General features: G+C 38.2%; 24 protein-coding genes. 4 read left to right on the top strand and 20 right to left on the bottom strand.

Going from position 1 to position 26,958, the window contains the following annotated elements; all coding sequences use genetic code 11:
• Positions 1-673: 673 nt before the first annotated feature.
• The 9 genes from D0T53_RS06045 to D0T53_RS06005 form a co-directional block, all read right to left on the bottom strand.
• Positions 674-1,273 (bottom strand): hypothetical protein, encoded by a 600-nt coding sequence (locus tag D0T53_RS06045; RefSeq protein ID WP_163266091.1) that lies wholly within the window; start codon positions 1,271-1,273, stop codon positions 674-676.
• A 27-nt stretch (positions 1,274-1,300) separates the two neighbouring features.
• Positions 1,301-1,786, bottom strand: coding sequence for a sigma-70 family RNA polymerase sigma factor (locus D0T53_RS06040; RefSeq protein WP_163266089.1), 486 nt, complete (start codon positions 1,784-1,786; stop codon positions 1,301-1,303).
• Between the two features lie 169 nt (positions 1,787-1,955).
• A complete protein-coding gene (lpxA, locus tag D0T53_RS06035) occupies positions 1,956-2,741 on the bottom strand; it encodes an acyl-ACP--UDP-N-acetylglucosamine O-acyltransferase (RefSeq protein ID WP_163266087.1) in 786 nt (261 codons plus the stop codon).
• Positions 2,742-2,747: 6 nt separating this feature from the next.
• Positions 2,748-4,133 (bottom strand): bifunctional UDP-3-O-[3-hydroxymyristoyl] N-acetylglucosamine deacetylase/3-hydroxyacyl-ACP dehydratase, encoded by a 1,386-nt coding sequence (locus D0T53_RS06030; protein WP_163266085.1) that lies wholly within the window; start codon positions 4,131-4,133, stop codon positions 2,748-2,750.
• Positions 4,134-4,194: 61 nt separating this feature from the next.
• Positions 4,195-5,253 (bottom strand): UDP-3-O-(3-hydroxymyristoyl)glucosamine N-acyltransferase, encoded by a 1,059-nt coding sequence (gene lpxD, locus D0T53_RS06025; protein WP_163266083.1) that lies wholly within the window; start codon positions 5,251-5,253, stop codon positions 4,195-4,197.
• Between the two features lie 129 nt (positions 5,254-5,382).
• Complete coding sequence (gene rsgA, locus D0T53_RS06020; protein ID WP_163266081.1) at positions 5,383-6,306, bottom strand: ribosome small subunit-dependent GTPase A; 924 nt, start codon at positions 6,304-6,306, stop codon at positions 5,383-5,385.
• Positions 6,307-6,385: 79 nt separating this feature from the next.
• A complete protein-coding gene (frr, locus tag D0T53_RS06015; RefSeq protein WP_163266079.1) occupies positions 6,386-6,946 on the bottom strand; it encodes a ribosome recycling factor in 561 nt (186 codons plus the stop codon).
• Between the two features lie 38 nt (positions 6,947-6,984).
• Entirely contained in the window at positions 6,985-7,695 is a 711-nt protein-coding gene (gene pyrH / locus D0T53_RS06010) for a UMP kinase (RefSeq protein ID WP_163266077.1), read from the bottom strand.
• Between the two features lie 142 nt (positions 7,696-7,837).
• Positions 7,838-8,293 (bottom strand): type I restriction enzyme HsdR N-terminal domain-containing protein, encoded by a 456-nt coding sequence (locus D0T53_RS06005; protein WP_163266075.1) that lies wholly within the window; start codon positions 8,291-8,293, stop codon positions 7,838-7,840.
• A gap of 187 nt (positions 8,294-8,480) precedes the next feature.
• Between D0T53_RS06005 and D0T53_RS06000 the strand changes: the two genes are divergently transcribed.
• Both D0T53_RS06000 and holA read left to right on the top strand, forming a co-directional pair.
• Positions 8,481-9,251 carry an AMP nucleosidase gene (locus tag D0T53_RS06000; protein ID WP_163266073.1) on the top strand — a complete coding sequence of 257 codons (771 nt, stop codon included), beginning with the start codon at positions 8,481-8,483 and terminating at the stop codon, positions 9,249-9,251.
• A gap of 9 nt (positions 9,252-9,260) precedes the next feature.
• On the top strand, positions 9,261-10,265 hold the full coding sequence (gene holA, locus D0T53_RS05995) for a DNA polymerase III subunit delta (RefSeq protein WP_163266071.1): 1,005 nt from the start codon (positions 9,261-9,263) through the stop codon (positions 10,263-10,265).
• A gap of 1 nt (position 10,266) precedes the next feature.
• Here holA and D0T53_RS05990 read toward each other — a convergent pair whose 3' ends face one another.
• The 3 genes from D0T53_RS05990 to greA all read right to left on the bottom strand — a co-directional run bounded on the left by D0T53_RS05990 (position 10,267) and on the right by greA (position 12,953).
• Positions 10,267-11,955 carry a B12-binding domain-containing radical SAM protein gene (locus D0T53_RS05990; RefSeq protein WP_163266069.1) on the bottom strand — a complete coding sequence of 563 codons (1,689 nt, stop codon included), beginning with the start codon at positions 11,953-11,955 and terminating at the stop codon, positions 10,267-10,269.
• 122 nt (positions 11,956-12,077) lie between these two features.
• Positions 12,078-12,470, bottom strand: a complete 393-nt coding sequence (locus D0T53_RS05985) for an HIT family protein (protein WP_163266067.1) — start codon at positions 12,468-12,470, stop codon at positions 12,078-12,080.
• A gap of 12 nt (positions 12,471-12,482) precedes the next feature.
• On the bottom strand, positions 12,483-12,953 hold the full coding sequence (gene greA / locus D0T53_RS05980) for a transcription elongation factor GreA (RefSeq protein WP_163266065.1): 471 nt from the start codon (positions 12,951-12,953) through the stop codon (positions 12,483-12,485).
• A gap of 303 nt (positions 12,954-13,256) precedes the next feature.
• Here greA and D0T53_RS05975 point away from each other — a divergent pair, with 303 nt between their 5' ends.
• Positions 13,257-15,311, top strand: a complete 2,055-nt coding sequence (locus D0T53_RS05975) for a hypothetical protein (RefSeq protein ID WP_163266063.1) — start codon at positions 13,257-13,259, stop codon at positions 15,309-15,311.
• A gap of 6 nt (positions 15,312-15,317) precedes the next feature.
• Here the strand turns inward: D0T53_RS05975 and D0T53_RS05970 are convergent, their stop codons facing one another.
• From D0T53_RS05970 to D0T53_RS05945, 6 genes are read right to left on the bottom strand one after another with little or no spacing between them, the layout of a single operon-like run.
• Positions 15,318-16,016 carry a LytTR family DNA-binding domain-containing protein gene (locus D0T53_RS05970; protein WP_163266061.1) on the bottom strand — a complete coding sequence of 233 codons (699 nt, stop codon included), beginning with the start codon at positions 16,014-16,016 and terminating at the stop codon, positions 15,318-15,320.
• A gap of 10 nt (positions 16,017-16,026) precedes the next feature.
• Positions 16,027-17,076 carry a sensor histidine kinase gene (locus D0T53_RS05965; protein WP_370457792.1) on the bottom strand — a complete coding sequence of 350 codons (1,050 nt, stop codon included), beginning with the start codon at positions 17,074-17,076 and terminating at the stop codon, positions 16,027-16,029.
• A gap of 20 nt (positions 17,077-17,096) precedes the next feature.
• Entirely contained in the window at positions 17,097-18,317 is a 1,221-nt protein-coding gene (locus D0T53_RS05960) for an ABC transporter permease (protein WP_163266059.1), read from the bottom strand.
• A 4-nt stretch (positions 18,318-18,321) separates the two neighbouring features.
• Positions 18,322-19,077 carry an ABC transporter ATP-binding protein gene (locus D0T53_RS05955; RefSeq protein ID WP_163266057.1) on the bottom strand — a complete coding sequence of 252 codons (756 nt, stop codon included), beginning with the start codon at positions 19,075-19,077 and terminating at the stop codon, positions 18,322-18,324.
• A 13-nt stretch (positions 19,078-19,090) separates the two neighbouring features.
• Entirely contained in the window at positions 19,091-20,287 is a 1,197-nt protein-coding gene (locus D0T53_RS05950) for an efflux RND transporter periplasmic adaptor subunit (RefSeq protein WP_163266055.1), read from the bottom strand.
• Positions 20,288-20,303: 16 nt separating this feature from the next.
• Complete coding sequence (locus D0T53_RS05945; RefSeq protein WP_163266053.1) at positions 20,304-21,617, bottom strand: TolC family protein; 1,314 nt, start codon at positions 21,615-21,617, stop codon at positions 20,304-20,306.
• Positions 21,618-22,083: 466 nt separating this feature from the next.
• On the opposite strand from D0T53_RS05945, the gene D0T53_RS05940 reads away from it, so the two are divergent.
• Positions 22,084-23,010 carry a cation diffusion facilitator family transporter gene (locus tag D0T53_RS05940; protein WP_163266052.1) on the top strand — a complete coding sequence of 309 codons (927 nt, stop codon included), beginning with the start codon at positions 22,084-22,086 and terminating at the stop codon, positions 23,008-23,010.
• Positions 23,011-23,023: 13 nt separating this feature from the next.
• Here D0T53_RS05940 and D0T53_RS05935 read toward each other — a convergent pair whose 3' ends face one another.
• Positions 23,024-23,518, bottom strand: a complete 495-nt coding sequence (locus D0T53_RS05935; RefSeq protein ID WP_163266050.1) for a DUF456 domain-containing protein — start codon at positions 23,516-23,518, stop codon at positions 23,024-23,026.
• Between the two features lie 77 nt (positions 23,519-23,595).
• Complete coding sequence (locus D0T53_RS05930; protein ID WP_370457795.1) at positions 23,596-25,929, bottom strand: transglycosylase domain-containing protein; 2,334 nt, start codon at positions 25,927-25,929, stop codon at positions 23,596-23,598.
• Positions 25,930-26,958: the final 1,029 nt, after the last annotated feature.

The raw sequence follows: 26,958 nt of genomic DNA, 5'->3' as shown, positions 1-26,958 counted from the left end.
ATCTGACGGATTTATCGTTTTTTTAAATTATGCTTATTTACTGCCGCGCATCTTACCGATGCTTGCCTTCGTTCATTTTGCCTTGATGCAAAACGAACCAAAAAATCAAGACTGCGCCTGCTGTGCGACCCGCTGTTTAGCTTGTTCACTGAACAAAAAATAACTCGCACAGAATATTGTGCAGACTTTTAAGTCAGGCTATGCTCAAACAGCTTTTTGTTCCGGGCGTTCACTTCGCTAAGCGGGTACCCCGCACATACAGCGAGGTCGGTCCTTTTTGCGATGCATTTTCTGAGAGCGGCCTTAGCCTTTACCGCCAGCAATGCTGTCCCAAAGAAGGTACAGCTGCAAAATGCCTTTTTGATTCCTTTTGCGGCATAGGGCAAAAGGAATGCAAGTGATCTTCGATCACGCGCAGTAACAACAGTAAATTAGTATTATTTTAAAGAACACTTGCTATAGATTTATTCTATCAATATAGAATTACCCCTATCCCAAAACACTCTGAAAAGACTAAATAAAAAAAAACTGACAGACCTGACAAAAATCGCTTTATTTTCAGACAGTCAGAATTTGTCTGTTATCTACTTGCAGAACATTCAGTATATAGATAAATGGATATTATTATATCCGTGATTTGGTCAGAATTAATGATGTTTTTTTATGGAGTAAATTAATGGTTGTCTTTTTCAAAATCTTCAATCTCTTTTATCGAGTGCTCTATACTTCGTATATTCTTAGTATACATCCATCGGTAAAAAAAGTACACAAACAGAATTGCGACTATAACTTCTGCCAAAACAAATATAATGAAGAGAGGAAGTACTTTATCAACAAATAAGTGCAATAGAGAATAAGTATAGGTGGATATGACAGTCAGAATCCAGATAATTCCGATGGAAAGTTCATAGTTAATGTATTTTTTATATAGAGTGATATACTTCGACGCTTCTATAATATTCATATCGTTAGGATTGATTTTTTTTAGAAGCTTTACTTTGTAATATTGCCAAAAAGTGCCAATGCTGCAGAATAATATAAAAAGAACTATTGATACAAGAGGGAATGGGGCTATATCGGCAAATATTTTATTATGTATAAATGGCAGAAGCATGCAGAATGGGAGTAAACACATTGACAATCTTTCGTAAGAAAGTAATCTGTTAAGAGCTCCTTTCCCTTTGTTGTTAAGGATTCTGGAAATATTCTCGTCGTTAAGCGAGGGGCTGATTTCCGTATTTTTCCAAATATCTTTTATTTTGTCTAAATCCATATTCTGTTTTCTTTAATAGCATGGCTATTAATTGTCTTGCATCGACATTTGTTTTAGTTTATCTTTAATCCTTGACAGCTTGGTTGCTACGTTTGTAACTGTTAGCCCCGTTATTTCGGCTATTTCTTTGTAAGTCTTGTCGTCAAGATATAGTAGAACCAATGCTCTTTCTATTTTTCCTAATTTATTTATAAGCCTATAGAGCTCCTTTATGTCGTCATTATTATCCGGACTTTCCGGAATATCTATAACAAGATCGACATATGAAGGTCGGCTTTTTGACCGGCGGAAAAATGTTACACAAGTATTGAGCGCTATACGATATATCCATGTCGATAATTTACTGTCTCCTCTGAACGAGGGATAGGCTTTCCATAAATTAAGTACTACCTCTTGGTACAGATCGTTGATAGGTTGCTCCTCGTTAGCGTAAAAGGAAGTAACTTTGTAAATGATACCTTCGTTTTTACGTATCATTTCAACAAAATTATTTTCTACCTCCTTGTTTCTCATTCTTTATTTGTGGTGTTTTTTACCAATATCTTACTCTGATTTTTTATTATGTGTAATAAGTCGTATTCTTCATTCTAAAATCACAGTAACATACAAATATTTTAAAGAAAAAGCTGTACGAAAAATCATACAGCTTTATTTTATCTAATAAATCTATCTATCTTATCTATTACAAGTATCCTCTAACTATTCCTCTTGGCGAGTTTTTTATGAAATTTACAATCAGTTGCATTTCGGGAGTAGATACAAAATCTTTTTCTATCTTAGTTACAGCATCGGTAAAGTTTAATCCCGATTGATAGATAATTCGGTATATCTCCTGTATTTCATTTATTTTCTCGTTTGAGAATCCTCGTCGACGAAGCCCTACAAGATTAATACCAGAGTACGAAACCGGTTCGCGTCCGGCAATAGTATAAGGTGGAATATCTTTACCTAAACGGGTTCCGCCTTGTATCATAACATGTGCACCTATACGTGTGAATTGGTGAACAAGAGTCCCTCCACTTAAGATAGCAAAATCGTCAACCTCAACTTCTCCGGCTAATTGTGTTGCATTACCTACAATAATGTAGTCTTTTAGTATGCAATCATGAGCTATATGAGAATAAGCCATTAACAAACAGTTGCTTCCAACAACTGTTTCGCCTTTCGATGCTGTACCTCTGCTTATAGTAACGCATTCTCTTACAGTTGTGTTGTCTCCAACAACAGCAAGAGTATCTTCTCCTTTAAACTTTAAATCTTGAGGAACACCTGCAATTACTGCTCCCGGAAAGATATGGCAATTTTTTCCTATACGCGCACCAGCTCTGATATTGGCATTAGACATAATGTAGGTCCCATCGCCAATTTCTACATTTCTATCAATAAAGGCGAACGGTTCAATCGTCACGTTTTCGCCTATTTTAGCATCGGGATGTATGCTGGCCAAAGGTGATATGTTAGATGACATATGCTATTATTTGTTTTTTACAATTTGAGCTGTAAATTCAGCCTCTGAAATAAGTTTTTCTCCTATAAAGGTATAACCTTTCATGTTAGCAATTCCTCGTCTTATTTCCGACATAAGTTGTAACCTGAATATCAGAGTATCGCCGGGTACTACTTTTTGTCTGAATTTAACATTGTCTATTTTGAGGAAATAAGTTGAATAACGTTCAGGTTCTTCAACTTGCGATAATACCAACAAACCTCCAATTTGAGCCATCGCTTCAACTTGTAACACTCCGGGCATAACCGGTTCCTGAGGGAAGTGTCCTTCGAAGAAAGGCTCGTTTGTTGTCATATTTTTAACCCCTACGATATGCTTTTGCCCAATTTCGATAATTTTGTCTACCATCAAGAACGGATAGCGGTGAGGCAATAAGCTCTTAATTTTGTTGATGTCAAAAACTGGTTCGGTATTTACATCATATATAGGGGGCTGTACATCGCTCATTTTTATTTGTTTACGAACGAGACGAGCCATTTTGTTGTTTATTTTATGTCCCGGACGAGTAGCAATAACGCGTCCTTTAATGAATTTGCCCACTAAAGCCATGTCGCCTACGATATCGAGCAATTTATGACGGGCAGGTTCGTTAGGATAAATAATCGATTTATTGTTAAGATAGCCCAACTCTTTCGCGTCTTTATGAGGAACTCCTATCAGGTCTGCTAGTTTATCTAATTTCTCTTGCGAAACTTCACGTTCATAAATAACTATGGCATTATCTAAATCGCCTCCTTTTATAAGTCCGGCCTCTAGTAAATTCCATATTTCACGAACAAATACAAAGGTTCTGCTTCGTGCTATTTCGTTTTCGAAATCGTGAATATCGTCTAATGTAGCCGATTGGTTAGGTATGTATTTAGAATCGAATTCGATGAATGAGTTTACACAAAACTGATCGTCTGGAAGAAGTATTAATTTAGAACCTGTTTCTTCGTCAACAACTTCCATTTTTCTCCTGACAACAAAATAGTCTCTGTCATCTTGTTGTTCTACTAACCCAACTCTTTTTATTTGCTCTACGTATTGTATTGCGCTTCCGTCAAGTATAGGAAATTCAGGTGCGTTTACTTCAATCAAACAGTTGTCAACGCCCATAGCATATAATGCGGCCATTGCATGTTCAACTGTGCTCACTTGGATATCACCTTTTACTAAAACTGTTCCCCGTTGAGTGGCCCCTACATATTCGGCTAATGCCTCAATTGTAGGCTGACCTTCAAGGTCTGTTCTTTTTACAATATAACCATGATTGCCAGGAGCAGGATTAAAAGTTATAGAAATAGACAATCCTGTGTGTAGTCCTTTGCCTTCGAGGGTAAAACTGTCTTTTAGCGTTCTTTGTTTATCCATTTATATTTGATTCAGTATTTATTATAATGTTAGCAACCACTTAACTATGCGGTTTATACTTTTATGCTTTATCTTCAGAATCTTTTTCCTTTAGTTTGTCTATATCACGTTGCATCTGGTTTACTTGGCGATATACTTCGGGCAATTTTGCAAAAACGGCACTCGATTTGAAGAATTCACGTACAGGCATTGGTGGCGATCCGATAACTTTAGATCCTTCTTTTACGTCACTTATCACACCGGATTGTGCTCCAATACTCGAGTTGTCTCCAATGTTTATGTGGCCGCCTAAGCCAACCTGTCCTCCAATAATACATCCTTTACCTACTTTTGTAGAACCGGATATTCCGACTTGAGCCGCCATTGCGGTGTTTTCTCCAACCTCAACATTGTGTGCAACTTGTATAAGATTGTCAAGTTTAACGCCTTTACGAATAATTGTTGCATCCATAACTGCTCTGTCGATGGTTGTGTTGGCTCCAATTTCGACATCGTCTTCTATTATAACGATACCCATTTGAGGTATTTTTTTGTAAACTCCGTTTTCGGGAGCAAATCCAAAACCATCGGAACCGATAACAGCTCCGGCATGGATTATACAATTTTTACCTATTTGGCAGTTTGGATATATTTTTACACCCGGATACAAGATCGTATTTTCTCCTATCGTAACATTTTCTCCAATATAAACCTGCGGATATATTTGTACCGAACTGCTTATCTTCGCTTTACTGGAAATGTAGGTAAATGCTCCAACATACACTTCTTCTCCCAATACAACATCCTCGGCAATAAATGTGTTGTTCTCAATGCCTTTTTTCTTTGGATTAGTTATCTTATCAACCATCTCGAGAAGTGATGCTAATGCAGCATATGCATTGGGTACACGAATTATTGTAGAACTCACAGCATTTTCTAAAACATAATCATTGTTTACCAGAACAATACTGGCTTGAGTTGTATATATATAGTGCGCATATTTAGGATTAGCCAAAAATGTAATTGTGCCTGGTTTTCCGTCTTCTATTTTTGAGAAATTTCCAACACAAACATCGGGATTTCCTTCAATGGTACCTTGTAAAACTTCGGCTATTTGTTTTGCAGTGAATGATACTTGCATAAATGTTGGCGTAATTATTTTTAGTTCAGATTGCGAAATAAGGAATAATTTTTCAAATATGTGTATTTTTTAGTCTTAAAATGTTCCTATTTTCGTTTTATGTACAATGTTTGTTGTTAAAATGCGAATTTATCGATATTTTTCTTCAAAATCATCATCCATCATATTTAGGTACGATTTGTACCGGCTTTCGCTTATATAATGTTCTTCTACAGCTTTCTGTACAGCACATCCGGGTTCGTTTAAATGTAAACAGTTGTTGAACCGGCATTCTTTGGAAAAACGAAAAATATCGGGGAAAAAGTGAAATATCTCTTCGCGTTTCATCCCAACCATTCCAAAACCTTTAATACCCGGAGTGTCGACTATAAAGCCTCCTCCCGAAAGCTCGATCATTTCGGAAAAGGTTGTGGTGTGCACACCCTTTTGATGATAATCGGATATTGCTCCGGTTTTTACGTTGGCTTCTGGTATTAGTGTGTTTAGCAATGTGGATTTTCCTACTCCGGAATGGCCGGAGAATAATGTGACCTTGTCTTTTATTTTTTCGTACAGTTGATCTATACCTTTGTTGTTTAGTGCCGAAATTTTTAAACAGGGGTATCCTATGTAATCGTATAAACTTATTAAGGCATTCATATAGTCTGTTTCATCTTCGTTGTATAGGTCTATTTTATTGAAGATGAGATTAACAGGGATACGGTAGGCTTCGGCAGCAGCCAGAAAACGGTCGATAAATACTGTTGAGGTTTCGGGTTGGCTGATGGTGACAACAAGGAAGCATAAATCGATATTAGCTGCAATTATGTGCGATTGCTTCGACAGATTAGGCGATTTACGTATTATGTAGTTGGTGCGGTCTTTTATTTCGGTTATAAGTGCGGTGCCTTCATTGTTTATTGTTATAGATACCTTGTCGCCGACAACTACGGGGCTAGTACTGCGGATACCTTTCAGTCTGAAATTACCTTTAATTTTGCATTCTATATTCCGCCCGTCTTCGGTTCTTACCAGATACCAACTTCCGGTGTTTTTTATTACTAAGCCGTTCATTCAAATAATGGTTAACTTACTTAACAAGTAAGGCAGGTTTAAAACCTGCCCGTTTTTATATTTATCAGATATGTAAATATTATACAGTAAGAATTTCTTTTTCTTTTTGAGCGAACAGTTCATCTACTTTTTTGATGTACTTATCGTGCAGTTTTTGCATAGATCCTTCAGCGTCTTTTGCAACATCCTCAGGAGTACCGTCTTTAACCGTTTTCTTTATTGCATCTATAGCGTCACGACGCGCGTTACGTATGCTTATTTTAGCATCTTCCACTTCTTGTTTCGATTGCTTTACAAGTGCTTTACGACGTTCTTCGGTTAATGGGGGTATCGATAACCGGATCATTTCTCCATTGTTGTCGGGGGTAATGCCTACATCAGAGTTGAGGATTGCTTTCTCAATTTCTTTTAGCATTTGCTTTTCCCATGGTTGTATTATTATTGTTTTGGCATCAGGTGTTGTTATCGAAGCTACGCCCGAAAGTGGTGTGATTGAGCCATAATATTCCAACTTGATGCCATCGAGAATACGAGGATTTGCCTTACCGGCACGAATATGTGCCAAAGATTCTTCGAGAAACTCGACAGACGACTGCATTTTAGATTCTGCTAGTTTTTCAATTTCTTTTAAATCTGCCATTGTTATGTTCGTTTATCTGTTATTATCGTTTTCTGTGTTTAAGCATGTACATAAGTGCCTATGTTTTCGCCTTTGATTACTTTTTCAAGGTTTCCGGGCGTATCCATGTCAAAGACAATGATTGGCAAATTATTTTCCTTACACATAGTTGTGGCTGTAAGGTCCATAACTTTCAAACCTTTATTATATATTTCGTCGTACGATATTGTGTCGAATTTTGTTGCAGTAGGATCTTTTTCAGGGTCTGCAGTATATACCCCGTCAACACGTGTACCTTTCAGCATAACATCTGCTTCAATCTCAATACCTCTTAAAGCCGAACCTGTGTCGGTAGTGAAAAATGGATTTCCTGTACCACATGTCAGGATTACAATTTCGCCCTTCTCCATGGCATTAATTGCTTTCCATTTGCTGTAGAACTGACCAACGGGTTCCATCCGTATGGCTGTAAGTAAACGATTTCTTTGTCCTAGTGCACCCAGCGCAGAACTTAAAGCCAGTCCATTTATGGCTGTTGCCAACATGCCCATTTGGTCGCCTTTTACTCTGTCAAATCCTTTGTCTGTTCCGCTAAGGCCTCTGAAAATATTACCTCCACCGATAACAATACTTATCTGGACTCCCATATCGGCAATGGTTTTTATTTGTTCGGCATAACTGGCTAAACGAGCTTCGTCTATGCCATACTGCTTGTCGCCCATTAGCGATTCACCGCTAAGTTTTAGTAATATTCTTCTAAATTTAGTCATATCTGATATTGATGTTTATGCACACTAAAAGTATATTAAAATACAAATCTAGCAATTTTTGTGAGAGTTATATTAAGAGACAGCCTAAAAAATATTGAAGGAAATATCCATTTTATTTTATGTTACTGCTTGCTGAAGTTCTTTAATTGTTTATAATATTGAACTCGGGAATTTCGGGGAGATAGGAGAACGATTGAGATGCATAATCCATTTTGCAACAAAAGTGCTGCAATCCGTTCGAAACAATCAGGTAGTTTACTTTCAAAACAATATTATAACGAGCAATTTGATCGAAAACGCTTTGAGTAATTTTTATTTCGGGCGATTTATATTCGATAATCATAAGCGGACTGAGTTGTCTGTTGTATACAACTGTATCGCAACGTTTTTGTTGATTGTTTAATGTGATTTGTGTTTCGTTTACCATTAATGCCTGAGGATATGCTTTTTGAGATATCAGGTAATTTACAAAATGTTGCCTTACCCATTCTTCCGGAGTGAGAACAATGTATTTACGACGGAGGTTATCCCATATCCGAACAATTCCGTTCTCTCTCTTTAGCTTGAAATTATATGTTGGCAAATTTAACTCAAACATATTTAGTGTCCTTTATTTATTAAGCAGTGTCGGTCTTTTTATTATTTTTGTATTGTAGGTTTCAATAATGCAGTCATGTGCAACTTATATTACAATGTCGACAACTATTCTGCATATAATACGTTTAAGAATAAAGTTGTGTTGCACATTTTAAGAATGCATTATAATAAACAAAAATAGAATTATTATGAAGACCAAACAAGAGATTGTAGAAAACTGGTTGCCCCGTTATACAAAGCGTCCGCTAAATGAGTTTAATAAGCATATTTTGCTGACTAATTTTAGTAAATATGTTGAGATATTTGCCGAACATTTCAATGTGCCTATTGTTGGCTTAGACGGAAATATGCCAAATGCATCGGCCGAGGGCATAACTATTATAAATTTTGGAATGGGAAGTGCTAACGCGGCTACGGTAATGGATTTGCTGACGGCTATTCATCCCGAAGCAGTACTCTTTCTAGGCAAGTGTGGAGGTATAAAAAAGCATAATAATTTAGGAGATTATATACTACCCATTGCAGCTATAAGAGGTGAAGGTACATCGAACGATTATTTACCACCCGAAGTTCCGTCGCTTCCTGCTTTTAGCTTGTTGAGATCGGCATCGTCTACTATCCGAAATTTTAATAAGGATTATTGGACTGGAACCGTTTATACAACAAACAGGAGGGTGTGGGAGTATGACGAAGATTTTAAGGAGTATTTGCGAAAAATAAGAGCTATGGCCGTTGATATGGAAACTGCAACCCTTTTTACTTGTGGTTTCGCAAACCAGATACCTATAGGTGCATTATTGTTGGTGTCGGACCAACCCATGATTTCGGACGGGGTAAAAACAGAAGCTAGTGACAAGATTGTAACTTCTAACTTTGTGAAAGATCATGTGATGATAGGTATACAAACGCTGATTACGCTCATTAATAATGGAGATACCGTAAAGCATCTCCGATTCTGATCTGTTTATATGACTTACGAACAACTGAAAGCCGATATTGCCGCGCGCAACTACATGCCTGTATATCTTTTTATGGGTGATGAACCGTTTTATATTGACGAGCTAACGAGTATGATTGTTGATACGGTTTTGCCCGAAACTGAAAAAGATTTTAATCAGACAATACTGTATGGCGCCGAAACGGATGTTGCGACCGTAACAACTTTGTCGCGAAGCTTTCCAATGATGTCGGATTATCAGTTAATTGTAGTAAAGGAAGCTCAGGGTTTAAAAAAGATAGAAGAGCTTGAGGTTTATGCCAAGAATCCGTTAAAGAGTACAATTCTTGTTCTTAATTTTAAGAACGGCACTCTCGATAAGCGTAAAAAGCTTTATGCCGAAATAGCAAAGAACGGAGTTGTATTTGAATCGAAACGGATTCCCGAATATAAAATACCCGGTTTTGTTAATTCTTATTTTATGACAAAAGGAATGGGTATTGACCAGAAATCGGCTCAGATGCTTACCGATTATTTAGGGAACGATTTGAGTAAACTTGTTAACGAGATGGAGAAGCTTTTGCTCTCTATACCGTCGACAGAAAAGCGTATTACAGCCGAACTGATAGAGCGTAATATAGGTATAAGTAAGGATTTTAACAATTTTGAGTTGCTAAAGGCTATTATCGAGAAGAACACCTACAAGGCAAATCAAATAGCAGACTATTTTGAGAAAAATCCGAAGAATAACCCGTTTATAGTTACTTTGGTTGTATTATTCAACTTCTTTAGTAACCTTATGATCTGTTATTGGGCAAAGGATAAATCGGAAAATGGTATAGCCCGTGAGCTGGGATTCAGAAATCCTTATCAGGCGAAAGATTATGTTATGGCTTTGCGTAGTTACAATGCATTTAAGTGTATGGAAATTATAGCATTGTTGAGGACTTATGACGCAAAAGGCAAAGGTGTGGATAACGTATCGACAGGCGATGGCGAGCTCCTAAAGGAGTTGCTATACAAGATGATGCATTAATCTATAATACTTTTTCTTCCGGCGTATAGGCAAGCTGGCGTCGTTCAATTGTATTCCCGTGGTTGAGAAAAATTGTCAGCAAATAAGAATTGTTGCCCAAGAGGTCTATTGCCGTTTGCTTTTCTATGATCTTACGGCTAAGTTCATGTTTTTTGAGGAAGGTTTTATCCTGCCCTATTATATACAATAGTTTCTTTCTCGTTTTTTTGTCTATCCTATCTTCCCAAAATCCTGCCGGACGAATAGTGAAGTTGTTGTAGTAATCGTTTCTTAATTTGTCAAAGAGATCAATGTTTTTTGATGACAGAAAAGAGTAAAGTATACGAAACAGGTCTTCGAGCTGATAGCCATAATGCGAATATTGGTTTTGTTTGTAGAACTGGCCAAGTTCGTCGAAAAACTCAAAATAGCGACCTTTGTAGCTGGTCGTAAAAACAGAGCTCATTGTTAACTGAAAACGTCCGCTGTTCCAGTATTTTTCAAGAGCGTGTTCGGCTTCATGTATCCGGTTTAGTTCTGCAGCCGAAATGTCGGCATTATGCTTTATCTCGTAAGGCGCACTGTTGTTAAACTCATAGCTGTATAAGTCTGCATTTTTCCTGATATTAGTGCCTCTTAGCATCTTTAAGAATCCGAGCTGTACTTCTTTTGCGCCTAAGGCAAAAACATCGTTAAACGAAGCAACAAAACGTTCGAACGATTCGTGGGGTAATCCTGCAATCAAATCGAGATGAAGGTCTACTTTTCCTCCCTCCATCAGTCTTTTTACGTTATGGGCTAATGCCGAAAAATCTTGTTTACGTTTAACAGCTTCGTTTGTCGGTTCGTAAGTTGATTGTATCCCGATTTCGAACCTGAAAAAACCGACAGGTAATTTTTCGTTCAGATAATCAATTGTTTCATCGTCGAGCAAATCGGCATATATTTCGAATTGGCATACCAATCCTTCCCTGTAATTAGCTATAAGGTAATCGAAAACCTCTTTGGTGTGTTTTTTGTTGAGGTTGAAAGTTCGGTCGAGGAATTTTATCAACTTTACCCCGTTTTTTATCAGGTATGATAAATTTTCGAAGATGTATTCCTTTGGATAGTAACGAACTCCTTTTTCGAGCGAAGACAAACAGTATTGACATTGATATGGACATCCTCGGGAAGTCTCGAAGTACACCAAGCGGTTAATCATTAACTCTTTATCATCCAACAATTGATAAGGAGACGGGTAAACTGATAACCTGTTTAAGTCTGCCTGAACAATTGTTTTACTGTAACGACTTTTTGACGAGACTCCATCGATTAAGGGCTTTTCGCCTTTCTTTAATATATCAAGTAAACTACCTAAAATAAATTCACCTTCACCTCCAATAATGTAATCTACATTCCAGTTCTCTAAAAAGGACTCGGGGTCGTACATTACTTCGGGTCCTCCTAATATGATAACTAATTTAGGATTGCTCTTCTTAAGTATATGTACAAGCTTTTCGGTTTGAAGAACATTCCATATATAAACGCTTAATCCAATTATTTTACAACCCGAAGCTAGCAGCTCGTCTGCAATTTTCTCAATATTTTCCTTTATGGTGTATTCTTTGAATGAAATATCATGCTTATCCTTATTGGCTATGTATAATAAACGTAGAGCCAGCGACGTGTGTATATATTTAGCGTTGAGGGTTGCAAGAACTGTTTTCATAAAAGAATACACTTGCCGGGTTGGTACAAAATCAGATACCCTCCCGGCAAGGGATTATTACATTGTTTGTTAATTTGCAAAATTAAGAAATGGATTTGTGTTTTTCAACAACTCTGCAAAGTTTAGAGTTGTTTACGTATGGCTTCGGCTATTTGTTTAAACTCTTCCGTTGTTAATTTTAGTCTCGGATTCGATAAGTTCATATCCAATTCCTTGTTAATGGGAATAAGATGTATATGGGCATGAGGTACTTCCATGCCTAAAACCATTATCCCTACACGTTGGCAAGGCAATGCTTTTTTTATAGCTTCGGCAACTCGTTTTGCAAAAATATTCATTTCGGCAAGGCTTGTGTCGTCTAAGTCGAATATATAGTCTATTTCTTGTTTCGGTATAACCAATACATGACCTTTAGCCATGGGGTTGATGTCCAAAAAAGAAAAGAATTTTTCGTCTTCCAGAATTTTGTAAGATGGAATCTCACCTTTTACAATTTTCGAAAATATACTCGCCATAACAACTGCCCGTTAAATTGAAATGTCTACAATTTCGAATGACATAACCCCCGAAGGCACCTTTATGTCAACAATATCGCCTTTCTTTTTGCCCATAAGTCCTTGGGCGATTGGCGTATTTACTGCAATCTTACTTTCTTTCAAATTCGCTTCACTCTCAGATACAAGAGTGTAGGTCATTTGTTGGTTATTTTTTGTGTTACGTATAGTAACTTTGTTCATTATTTGTACCTGATCAGTCGAAATTGCGGTTTCATCTATTAACCTTGCGTTTGCTAATAGGTTTTTTAACTGTGCAATTTTTGCTTCAAGCATACCTTGAGCTTCTTTAGCAGCATCGTATTCTGCATTTTCCGACAAATCGCCTTTATCTCTGGCTTCTGCAATTTGTTTGGTAATTGCAGGCCGATTTACTGTTTCGAGAGCATTTATCTCTTCTTTCAGCTTTTTGTAACCGTCTTCGGTCATATAACTAACAGCCATAACAATTATAATTTAAAAAATTAATAGTTTTACAAAGAACAAAAAGAAAAAGAATCCTTGCCTTAATGACCAGAACTCCTTTTCCTTTCAATTCTAATATTTAATACAAATATAAGGTAATTTTTGATATATCCCAAATTAAAGTGATTCATTTTCTGTAAACAATTAAAATATGATGTTTGTGATTTTTTTTAACTTTGCATATAATCAGAAACTGCATTAAACTAATTAAAAAACAAGGTGTTTTGAGTAAAGATAATTCTCCGTTATTTTTATACTTAAATCATCACAGCCCGAATTTTTATGAGAATATTTAGTGTTTATCTAATGTTATTTTTGCCAATTCTGTCTGCCGCTGTATTGGCTCAGGAAAACAATGTCAATGCAGGTTATAAAACAAAAATTGCAGAGGCAGGCAAACGGTTTTTACCCGATAGCCTTTTGGTTTATAATAATAGTGGAAAACCGATTGAGAAACATGTCTATGAATTCGATCAGCGTGGAAATGAAATATCGGCAAATAGCTATATATGGGTCGATACACTAAATGCTTTTACTCTTGATAAAGAAGTGATAAAAGCTTATGACAACGCTGACCGAATTATAAATGAAGAAATATATAGCCGGGATAAGAAAACTAACTTGCGTTATGGCTACAGTAAATATGAATATTCGTATTACGATAATGGTAACTATAAATGTAACAGAACATACCGATGGAATTCTGTAAAAAGCAACTGGTATCTTTACCGTAATAGCGAAGATGATAGGACATCGGGCGGAAGAGTGGTTACAGTAGAATATATAAGATTGGACTCTAACGGAGAACTACATAACCAAAAGAGGACGATAAACAGATACGATAGCTTGTCTCTTATCCGTTCGGAACATAGTGAAGTTTGGAACACGACAGATAATAAATGGACGAACTACGAATATGTTTGGGATGCGGAAACGGAAAGCTATGTGAGAAGATACTTTTCTTTTACAAGGTACGATTATATTTTCTCTGACTTTGGAGAACCCAATACGCGTATTGACTGTACGGCTTATTATAATGATGCGAAACCTTCTGTGCCGATTCGGAGAATTGAATATGAATACGATGAGAATGAAAATATGGTTGTGCAGCAAATGTTTATTTATGAGGAAATAAACAATTCGGATTCTGTGCAATACTCATTGAAGAGAGATGGCAAGTTTGTATACGAATATAACGAGGATAAGAAAATAAACCGGCAAGAGATATATGCGTGGGATTATGGCTTAGATAATTGGAGGAAACAATCGTTGAATGTATATCAGTTTGACGAAAGAGGGAACGAGGTAGAGAATGTTTCGTACTACGGAGATTATTTAACTAATGAATGGACTAGGGGTAGTAAAACAATAAATGACTACGATGTTTATAACAATAATGTTTTATATGAATGTTTTTATTGGCAACAAAATTCCTCTTATACCGGATGGGTTGGAATGGATAAAAAGATAAAGGGGTATATAGGGGATGGAACTTGTGTTTTAAACGAGTCTTATGTATGGGATAATATATTTAATCAGTGGGCTTTTGATGTGCGTGAGATTATCTCTCTTAGCTCCGATGGCTTACCTCAAATATCGAGGAAATATGTTTGGCAGAATAGCCGATGGATGCTAGACGGATATTCTGTTTATTACCCGTTTAGTCCGGAAAACGAGTTCGAACTGGACGAAGTCACTCCTTTTAATAAGGAGAATGAATATGCCCCATATTATGGTTCTGTAACTTTAGGGCTCAATATCGCATCCGATGATGTTGTATCGGCTGGTTCGTTTGAAATATGTTTACCCCAAGGTACTGTGCTTGATAAGGATAGGACTGTTTTATCGGGAGAGCTTCAGTTATATTGTTCTCTTGATATTGAGGAAAAAGAGGATAATACATGGAGCATTACTATTTCGAAAAGAGATATCAGGACTACTTCGGACATTACATATAAAAATATTGTAGATATTGTGTATTATACCGATTTGGATGAGGTTTGGCAAAGGGGCGAGATAGTGTTGAAAAACATAAATGTGAATCTCCATTCGGGTATGTATGTGGCTAAGGATGAGCTGAAAATAGCCTTAACGAAAAGAAATGCTTCGGGAATTGAAAATCAGTTGCCGGAATCCAAAAGTATTTATTTTAGCAATGGAATGCTTGTTGTTGATACTCCTGATGCCGAGATTGTAAAGGTTTATAATGTATCGGGGGCTGAAATTAACTCAGGAATGAAGGGTATAGGGCGTTTCGAAATTTCGTTTTCTAATCCTCCCAAAGGTATGCTAATTATTAAAGGAAGCTCGGGTTGGGCTCGTAAACTGATGAACTAGGATAACTTATAACGTTTTGTTATTTAGGAATTTATTGAATTCATCCTTGTATGTTTCCGATACAGGGATGTATACCTTTCCAAATACAATACAGTTTCTTTCTATTGTTTTTACCTTATCCAGATTCACAATAAAAGAACGGTGTATCCGCATGAAATTCGATTTCGGGAGCTTTTCTTCCAACGACTGCATACTCATAAGCGAACTAACGGGGTCTTTTGCGCTTTCGATAAAGAACTTTACATAGTCTTTTTGATTTTCGATATATTGTATATCGTTATATTCTAGTTTCTCAATTCTGTATCCCGATTTAATAAATATGCTTTCTGTTTTAGCAGTATCGGCTAATTTAAACCAGTCTAAAGCCCTTTTTGCGGCTTGCAGAAAATCGCTGTAATTAATGGGTTTAAGCAAATAGTCTAAAGCATTAACTTTAAAGCCTTCTATTGCATATTGGTCGTAAGCTGTTGTAAATATAATCTTGATATTGGGTGGTAATGTCTTTGAAAATTCCAGTCCGTTTATCTGAGGCATGTTTATATCTAAGAAGGCAACGTCTATTTTCGCTTCCGTTATTGTGGAAAGGGCTTCAACAGCACTATTGAAAGTTCCTTGTAAATCGAGATAGGGTGTTTGTAGAACGTATGTTTTTAACAGGTCGACAGCCAAAGGCTCATCGTCTACTATTATACATCTTAATTTCATACTCGTTTTATTAAAAGTTTATCCGTAAAAGAGCCGTAAACGCATTGTCTTGTTTCTTAGTTTCGAACTGATATTTGCCGGGATATAAAAGATCGAGCCGTTTTTTCAGGTTTGAAAGCCCTATACCCGAGTTTTTAGACTCCATTGCTTCATTCGATTCACTAATACTGTTTTCAACAGTACACAATATGCCTTTATTTTCTTCTACCAATATCTTAATGTCAATAAAGCTTTCGTCTGTATTGTTAATTCCATGCTTAAATGCATTTTCTATCAACGTCATGAACATGAGTGAAGCAATCTGATTTTTGCACCCTTCGTCCCTTATTAAAACATTTAGCTTTACATTCGGGTTGAGCCGTAAACGCATCAGGTCGATATAGTTTTTGGTAAACTCGATTTCTTTGTCGACCGATACGAATTTCTGATCGTTTTCGTATAGAACATATCGTAATAGCCTGCTTAACATATGCACAGCCTCTTGTGCTTTAGGCGAATCGATAGCAATAAGTGAATAGATATTGTTGAGCGTATTGAACAGAAAATGAGGATTTAACTGACTGCGCAAATTACGTAAGTCGGCTTCGAGTTGTGCGCTCTTTACCGATTCGAAGTTTATCGAATCTTTGTGCCATCGCATTGTTGCTTTTAATGCCACGCTCATCCCTATAGATAATACAATAAGTGTATAGTCGCCAATTATCCGCATTTCTTTAAAAGAGGGAGGTGGAGTTCTGTGAATACGTTCGCCTAATTCTTCTATATTGGGAGGGGTAAGTCCGGCTAAAATGTCGAAGATAAAGTTCTGAAACGACATTAACACAATAATCAGCCCGATATTGATAGCGAAGTACAGTAAAAACTGCTTTTTAAATAGGAACTTGTCTATTAATATCAGGTAATTTATATAGAAGAGGACTATGAGCACAGAAGTCCGCAAAAAGTATCCGAGATAATGCTTGTCTACCATTGTCCCGTTCCGCGTCATTATAAGCAACGGAATAAAAAGGATTATGATACAGAATAAAATATGTATTATAATCGGTATATACTTCTTCACATTAAAACCCATAAGCTTTACTATTCGTAACGAATGGCATCTATCGGATCGAGGTTAGCAGCTTTTTTTGCAGGGTACCACCCGAAAAAGATACCGGTTGCCGTACAAACCACAAACGATAATACTATAGTGTATACCTGAATGTCGATAGGCCAAAGTAATACATTTTTTACAATATAGGCACTACTTATGCCTAAAATAACGCCAATGATACCACCTGTAACACTCAGTAAAATAGCTTCGATAAGGAATTGCATCAGAATGTCTATGCCTTTGGCTCCGATAGACATACGTAAACCTATTTCACGTGTACGTTCCGTTACCGATACGTACATAATATTCATAATGCCAATACCGCCCACGAGTAAGGAAATGCCAGCTATACATGCAAGTAATACGGTCATCATATCGGTAGTAGAACTCATCATCGATATCAGTTCTTTTTGAGAGCGGACATTGAAGTCGTCATCGTCGTTTGGCCCTATTTTATGACGTTCGCGCAATAATTCTTCAATACTGGCAATAGCGTCGTCTGTTGCATCTTCGCTTATGGCTGAGGCTGCTATCGACTGAATATATGTTATGGCCAATACCCTTTTCTGTATAGTTGTGTAGGGTGCTAAAATAAGGTCGTCCTGATCCATTCCCATTGTATTGTCTCCTTTCGATTCCAATACTCCGATAACCTTCATCGGTATTTTGTTGAAGCGTATGGTTTGCCCTATAGGATCTTCTCCGTTGGTGAAGAGGTTTTCTACAACGGTTTGCCCTATTACACATACTTTTGCCGATGTTTTTACATCGGCTTCGGTAAACATACTGCCTTGCCCTATCGAGTATTTTCTGATTTCGAGGTAAGATGGGTTTACTCCGTATGCGCTTGTAGGAGAGTTGTTTGCCCCGAAGATAACCTGCCCCGATGCCGAAACTTCGGGGGTTGCTGCCGATATATATTCGACTTGGTTAAGAATAGCCTCATAATCTTCCAGCTTCAGGGTTTGCATGCTGCTTGCGCTTTGGCGCACTCCTCCGAATTGTCCTGTACCCGGGCGGATATTAATCATATTAGAACCCATTGTTGATATTTGGTCCTGTATGCTTTTTTTCGAACCTTGCCCGATAGCCAGCATGGTAATAACGGCGGCAACCCCGATAATGATACCAAGCATAGTAAGAAAACCTCTGAACTTGTTACCACTAAGGGCTCGTAGTGCTATTTTAAATAAATTGACAATATTCATAATTTTATTCTTCCTCTTTAGGTAGGCCGGCTAATACCTCTTTAGCTGACTTTATATTACTATTGTTAGTGTCGGATTTTATACGCCCGTCACTTATCACAATATTGCGGCTGCTGAATTCGGCCAAATCGGGATTATGGGTCACAAATATTATTGTACGTTCTTCCTCCTGATGTAGTTTTTGCATCAACGTAAGAATCTCGAAAGACGTACGTGTGTCGAGGTTTCCTGTTGCTTCGTCGGCAAGTATAATAACCGGTTCGTTAACCAATGCGCGTGCTATGGCAACACGTTGTTGCTGACCTCCCGACATTTGGTTCGACCGATGGTTTAACCTGTCGCCCAAACCTACATCGGTAAGCGATTTTACTGCCCGTTCATATCTCTCCTTCGACGATACTTTTGGGTTATACATTAGCGGAAGTTCTACATTCTCCACAGCTGTGGTTTTGGCCAAAAGGTTGTACGATTGGAATATAAATCCAATTTTACGGTTTCGTAATGTTGCACGGTCATTTTTACCCATTGTACGCACCGATATATTGTCGAGATAGTATTCGCCAGCGGTTGCAGTATCAAGGCATCCGATAATGTTCAATAAGGTGGATTTTCCCGAACCACTTGTGCCCATTATGGTAACAAACTCTCCTTCGTATATTGTAAAGCTAACTCCTCGTAAAGCGTGTACCGTTTCTTCGCCTACAACATAATCGCGTTTGATATTTTCAACCCTTATTATTTCTTTCTTGTTGTTGTTCATAACAAAGGTGTTTTTATTTCTTCTTGTTCCCTCCGGGACGTTGCGGCATAAACGGACTGGATTCCCCTCCGTTTTCGGGCATAGCAGGCATATCTGTTTTCTGCGATATTCCGGTTACTACCTCTTCTCCATCCGATAAGCCGGTTAATATCTGGATATTTATACCATCGCTTGTACCTATACTAATTTCCTTTTGGCTTAAATTATTCCCGTTTTTCACCCAAACTGTTTTTTTGCCTTGTCCAACATTCGAATTATTTTGAATCTCAATGTCTCCATCACCTACCTGAGCTATTATTTCGGGATCGGGGTTAAAACGCATAGCCTTTGTCGGAATCATAAGCACATTGTTTTCTTCCAGTGTATATATGCTCACATTTGCTGTAAGACCCGGTTTTAGCTTCAGGTCGGGATTTGGTGCATCAATAACCACTTCGTAAGTTACCACGTTAGACGTTGTTGTTGCTTCGAGTCTTACTTGTACTACTTTACCTTCGAATTCGTCGTTCGGGTAAGCATCTACATTAAAAGTTACCCTTTGCCCTTCTATAACCTGACCTATATCCGCTTCGTCTACATTTGCTATTACCCGCATTTTAGTTAAATCGTTAGCAATGGTAAACAGGGTAGGGGTGCTGAACGATGCCGCTACCGTTTGTCCTTCTTCTACGGCTCTGGACACAACAACACCGTCGATTGTAGAGTAAATTGTTGCATATCCTAAATTTGTATTGGCTTTAAAAACAGCTGCTTCCGACGATGTTACAGCTAGTTTTGCTGTTTCGTATGCTGTTTGCACATCTTCCCAATCGGCTTTACTTATCGCTTGTTTTTCCCAAAGCTCTTTATTCCGATTGTAATTCCTTATTTGTTGTTGCAACTCTACCTGTTTGGATTGAAGGCTTGCCTGAGCCGTTCTGAGCTCCGAATCCAACATCCGTTTATCTAGTTCTGCAATTACTTGCCCGGCGGTAACATCGGAGTTATAATCGACATATATTTTCGATATAACGCCTGATACTTGCGTACCTATTTCCACCAAGGTGATAGGCTCTACTGTTCCGGTAGCAGTAACGGTTGTTGTAAGATTTCCTCGTTTTACTTTTTCAGTAGTTAAAACAGTTTGGGTTTTGCCGCCCTTAGGCCAAAAAACAAAAGCAAGTATGGCAATAACAATAATGCCTCCGACGATCACGTATTTTTTGTTCATTTCAGTCTTCTTTATATTATAATGTTATTTCTTGTCCCTGATAGAATTTTAATAATTTGACGCTTAATAAAGCCGAATATTTCGCTTGTAACAGCTCTTGTAGAGCATTTGCGTAGTTGTTTTGTTCGGTTGTCAGTTCAACCGTATTACGCATACCCAAAGCATACTGTTCTTTTACCAGTGTATAACTAAGTTCGGTAGATGTAAGTTTATCCTTTGCTGCCTGATATTTGCTTTGTGCAGAGGTGGCATCCAGATATAACCCCTCGATGGTTCGTAATAGGGTTTTCTGTGTGTCGGTATAATTTAGTTCGGCTGTTTGTTTTTGTATTTCAGCTTTTTGTACGTTCGATTTATTTCGTCTGTTGTCGAAAATCGGAATGCTTACCGATACCCCGATGTATTGATTAAAACGGCGGTTTATTTGAGTTGAGAAAGACGGACTGGAATCCCATGTGTTTCCTGTGCCAATGCTTCCGTTTAGCGATACGGTGGGTAAATAACCTCCTTTTGCTGACGATTTTTCAAGTTCGGCAAGCTCTATGTTTAACTTGCTGTTCTTTAACTCGGGCATAATTTCTAATGCGGTGCGGTACACCTCGTATTTAGACGGGATGAGAGATACTACTTCTTCGTCTCCGATGGTTGGGAAATTAACGTCAAATTCGTCTGTAATGTCTAACTCAAGTAGTTGTTTTAATTGCAGTTTGTAGCTGTCGAACGAGTTCTGAGCAGCAACAAGGTTGTATTTGTCCGAACTGTATTGAGCTTCTACCTGAGCATACTCTGAGCGGGTTATACTTCCTGCATCAAGAAAATCCTTGGTTTGTTTTAGCTGGGCTTCCGATGATGCAAGTATATTCTCGTTGTTTTTTATCGATTCGCGGGCATACAACAACTGCAGGTATGTTTGGGTTATAGATATTTCGATATCATTTTGCTGTTGTTCCGTGTTCAGTTCTTCTGCTTCTTTTTGTAATTTGCTCTGTTTAATGCTGTTGAGATTCTGATTCCCGTTGAAAATTGTCCAACTGGCATTAAGTCCGTATTGTCCGGCAAAAGTACCTTCATACTTATAATTGTTCTGCTCGTTCTTGGCGTGATTATAAGTTTGTGAGATGTTTCCGCTTAAGCTGGGAAAAAGTTCTGCTTTCGATTGTTTAATGTCAATCTCGTAGCTTTCGGCTGTTAGTTGCGATTTTTTTACCTGAATGTTTTCCTGTCTGGCATAATCGATACAGTCTCTCAGTGTCCATGTTTTTTGTGCCGAGAGACTGATCGTGTAAAAACATACAATAACCCCAATAACCAATCTATAATTTACCTTCATAATTTACTTCTATGATGTTCTGATTCTATATATTTGCGAACTTTATGTTTGTCAATAACCAAAGTTAATTTTGGCAAATGTGTTAATCAACGATATTCGATATATAGGCGCTTCCGATCGACAGAAAGTCGTTTTTTGTGTAAAACAATCTTATGGAAGTGCCGGTTGCCAATGTAATTGAATGAAAACTGATGAAATATGTTTAGTTAAGTAAGAAACTTTTTCATAACAATGTCTTTTTATACGTTGCCCGAAAATAGATAGATAAAAATGTGAAAACAAAAGGAATCGACGAAGGAGAAGGTTTTATCGACGTATGATCCCGGTGTTTCGATTATCAACGCTAAAAGTTAAAAAGAATAGGACTTTATGTATTTTGAAGTAGGTTACGGCAGCTTATTTAATGGAAAAGTATTAGTTTCGTATTCTGATTGTAACTATTATATAGGGGAAACTTGTTGGCGAAATGGAAGAGTGTGAGTCGAGAGAGAAAATATTGATTAGAACATCGTGGATTAGTATAATAGGAAATGCAATACTTTCGGTGTCTAAAGTTTCGGTAGGGGTTTTTGCGGGAAGTTTGGCCGTTTTAGGCGATGGTATAGACTCTACTACCGATGTTATTATCTCTATCGTGATGCTATTCACTGCCCGAATAATGAGCCGTCCGCCCAACAGTAAATTTGTATACGGTTACGACAAGGCAGAAAGCGTTGCTACTAAAGTTTTATCATTAGTGATATTCTACGCAGGGGTGCAAATGCTGATATCTACAATAGGGAGCCTGTTCAGCCCGCACGAAAAGGTGTTGCCCGGAATAATAGCCATTTATGTAACGGTTATCTCCATTGTAGGGAAAATAGGCTTGGCTTTTTACCAATACAAGCAGGGGCAGAAGATAAACAGTTCGATGTTGAAAGCAAATGCTGTTAATATGCGGAACGATGTTGTTATCTCGGGGGGAGTACTGCTCGGCCTTATTTTTACGTTTGTTCTTGATTTACCTATACTCGATTCTGTTGCGGGGCTTATTATAAGCTTGTTCATTATCAGGTCGTCGATTGCCATATTTATCGATTCGAATGTTGAGCTAATGGACGGAGTGAAAGACGTATCGGTGTACCAGAAGATATTTGAAGCTGTAGACAAAGTACCCGAAGCGTGTAATCCTCACAGGGTAAGATCGCGTCAGATAGGAAACATGTATATGATAGCTTTGGATATTGAAGCCGATGGCAACCTGACGTTGAACGAGGCACACGAAGTGGCTGAAGCTGTAGAGAACAGCATAAAGAAAACGGTAGAGAATGTGTACGATATAGTTGTGCACATTGAGCCGAAAGGCAAGCATCATACCGAAGAGAAGTTCGGTATAGACAGAAGCCATTTCTGATGTGAACTCCCCGCTAAAAGAATATAAGGATAACCTCCTTTATGAAATAGAAGGTAAGTATAAGGGCTACAATTATTTTAATAAGAGTACCGGCCAGAAAGCCTAAGAATGCCCCGAATCCGGCAATAATAGAGGCTTGTAGGGGTTTATTGTCGAAGAGTTCTCCTATAACGGCACCAACAAAGGGTAGGAAAATAATTCCCCACGGGGGCATGATAAATATGCCTGCTACCGAACCTATAACACATCCCCAAACACCTTTTTTACCTCCACCAAATTTTTTTGTGCCCCATGCAGGAATTATATAATCCATAATCTGCACAATAATAACCACTATTGCCCAGCCTATGAGGAACTGAGGCGAAAACTGAACCAGAGAGGTAAAGTGCAAAAGTAATATTCCTATATAACTTAAGGGAACGCCCGGTATTGCCGGTAATATGCATCCTAAGAATCCGATTACCAGAAGCATAAAACCGCTTATTATAAGGATTATATCGATAGCCATGTTTCAGTTATGAGGATAAAAAAAGGATGGAGAATATAACTATACTGCCATCCTTTTAGTTATAATGGTTGTTTTATTTAATTAAACATGTCGTCTATAGCTGCGGGCTGATTGTCGAGTATTTCGTCTAAAGTATCGGCTTTTGTACAAGGGTTTGGACTGCCTTTTACTTTTTCGAATTGTACTTCGGGGCTGTAACCCAAACTAGGATCGGCATATACTTTCGACATAAACTTAGCATATACGGGCAGTGCCATAGATGCTCCCTGTCCTTCGCGCATACCATCGAAACGTATCGAGCGGTCTTCTCCGCCAACCCAGCATCCGGCTACTATTTGTGGAGTAAATGCCATAAACCAACCGTCGGAATTGTTTTGGGTAGTACCTGTTTTTCCACCCATAGGGCCTTTCAGGCTATAAGGATCGCGGCGTACACGTCCACCTGTTCCTCCATCGATAACAGCCCGCATCATATCAAGTATTTTTACCGAAGTTGTTTCGTCAAACACTTCCTGCATTTGTGGGGTAAACGATTCGAGAATATTGCCTCGTGCATCTTCTATGCGGGTTACATATAATGGGTTAGCTCTGATTCCTTTGTTTACAAACGCCGTGTAGGCTGCTGTCATTTCTCCGACCGATACATCGCATGTCCCTAAACTGAGCGATACTACGGGGTCGATGTAACCCGTTATACCGAATGAGTGTAGCATTCTTACCAGACTATAAGGGGTGGTAAGGCTCATTAAATAAGCGGTTACCCAGTTGTCGGAGTTTTGTAGTCCCCATTTAATGGTAACCATTTCGCCTATTCTTTTCTTATTCGCATTGCGTGGAATCCACTCTTTTCCGTTTTCGAGAGTCAGTACCTGCTCAACATGAAGCATCTCGTCGCAGGGGGTTATTCCATCTTGCATAGACAAGGTGTACAGGAATGGTTTTATGGTCGAGCCAATTTGCCTGCGCCCTGCGTTTATCATGTCGTACTGGAAGTATTTGTAGTTTATTCCTCCCACGTAAGCTTTTACTTGTCCTCCCGGGCTCATAGCCATAAAGCCAGAGCGTAAGAATCCTTTATGGTAACGGATCGAATCCCACGGAGTCATGATAGTATCTATTTCTCCCTTCCACGAAAATACTTTCATTTCGGCAGGTTGTTTAAATACTTTGTATATCTCTGCGTCGCTCAAGCCTTGTTTTTTTAATATGGCATAACGATCGGTAATTTTCATTGCGCTGTATATCAACGAGTCGGCTCGTTTTGCTACCGAGTATGAGAATGGGCCGTACGAACGTCCTTTTTTCTCTTTGGTAAAAATAGGTTGCAAGTATCCTCCAATATGTTCTTCTACCGACTCTTCGGCATACTTTTGCATGCGTGAGTCTATTGTTGTATATATCTTAAGCCCGTCTGTATATAAATTATAGTTCGAACCGTCGGATTTGGTTTTCTTGTTGCACCATCCGTACAAAGGGTTTGTTTCCCATTGCATGGAGTCTCTTTCGTATTGGTCTTTTTGCCATTGTTTATATTTCGACTTCACCGGTTTTTTTGCAGTCATAATCATACGCAGATATTCGCGGAAGTACGGGGCAAGACCATCCTTGTGGTCTACCCTTCTGAAGTCTAATTCGAGAGGTAACTGTTTTAACGAATCGGCCTGAGCATCGGAAATGTAGCCTGCTTTCCTCATCTGATCGAGAACAACATTTCTTCGCCCACGTGTGGATTCGCGTTTGCGCGGATTGTTAGGGTTGTACAAAGACGGGTTTTTACACATACCGATAAGCATAGCGGCTTCTTCTATTTTCAGGTCTTTTGGCGCTTTATTAAAATATACCTGCGCAGCCGATTGTATACCTACGGCGTTGTTAAGAAAATCGAACTTGTTAAGGTATAAGTTGATAATATCTTCTTTTGTGTAATAGCGTTCGAGCTGAACTGCAATAACCCACTCTATTGGTTTTTGAAGAACACGTTCCTGCCAGTTGTCGGCTTTGGGCGAATATAAAAGTTTTGCCAATTGTTGCGATACGGTACTACCTCCACCACCGCTTTTTTGTTGCAGTATGGCACGTTTTACAACAGCCCGCCCTAAGGCATAGGCATCGATACCCGAATGCTCGTGAAAACGAATATCTTCGGTTGCGATAAGGGCTTCGATCAGATATGGCGAAAGGTCTTCGTAGTTGGAGTAAATACGGTTCTCTTTTTCCATCGAATATGTACCAAGCAACTCTCCATCAAAAGAGTAGGTTTGCGATGCGTACTTATTGATCGGGTTTTCAAGATCTTCGATAGGGGGCATATATCCTATTTTTCCGTTTGCAATGAGTATGAATACCAAAGCTATTGATATTACTACTGTAGCAAGGATTCCCCAAATCGTTGTTATTATGATTTTATGAATCTTCTTTGATTTCTTCTTTTTCGAATTAGTCTTTTCCTCTTTTTCTTTTTTCGTTTTTGCCATGTTCCTATTTTAATGATAATAGCAATTAGTTTGGTAATAGTTTATTGTCAAGTGTTATTTTAGGCATCTGCTATACCGACCGACAAAAATACTAAATAAATTAATGCAATGTGTTATAATGTTTATGCTCTTATCTTTCGTTAAAATTATTTATGCTTTATCGATTCTAAAAACCTGACAGTTCTGACAGTTTTTTTGCTTTTCTGTTTCTAAAAATCATCTCTTTCTGAAAAGACTCTCAAAAGGAGGGAAGTAGTAGACTTTTCTACTTCTATAAAGCTGTGAAACTTGACTGATTATTGAATAGAATGCAGAAATATATAATTCGTATACTTAAAACTAATAAATAACTAGAACCGCCATAAGCCAAACATTATTCAATGCAAGGCTGGAAAAGGAATATCTTCAAAAATGTAATTGTTCTTTAAAATTATACTTATTTACTGCCGCGCATCTTACCGATGCTTGCCTTCGTTCATTTTGCCTTGATGCAAAACGAACCAAAAAATCAAGACTGCGCCTGCTGTGCGACCCGCNTTACTGCGCGTGATCGAAGATCACTTGCATTCCTTTTGCCCTATGCCGCAAAAGGAATCAAAAAGGCATTTTGCGGCTGTATCTTCTTGGGGACAGCATTGCAGGCTTAAAGGCTAAATTAAAAATAACTCGCAGCTAAAGCTGCTCAAACAGCTTTTAATTTTTAACGCCTTTGTCGCCTGCCTGCTTTGTCCGTCGAAGCTAAGGCCGCTCTCAGACAATGCATCGCAAAAAGGACCGACCCCGCCGTATGTGCGCAGCAGTTAAAAGAACGTTTTTTAAGCAATAAATCTACCCTTCGTAATCGTCGGGCATAGGTTGATATACGTAGTTGGGGTCGTTAAGGCGGCGGGGCAATTGTTCCATCTCCCATTTGGTTTCTTTGTCTACAACTTCAACAATGATGGGCCGACGGCTTGGCGAGTTCTC

The sequence above is a fragment of the Dysgonomonas sp. 216 genome (assembly GCF_010501065.1).
GTDB lineage: Bacteria > Bacteroidota > Bacteroidia > Bacteroidales > Dysgonomonadaceae > QVMM01.
The sequence above is the reverse complement of the archived record's forward strand: the minus strand, read 5'-3'. Positions and strand labels throughout refer to the sequence as shown.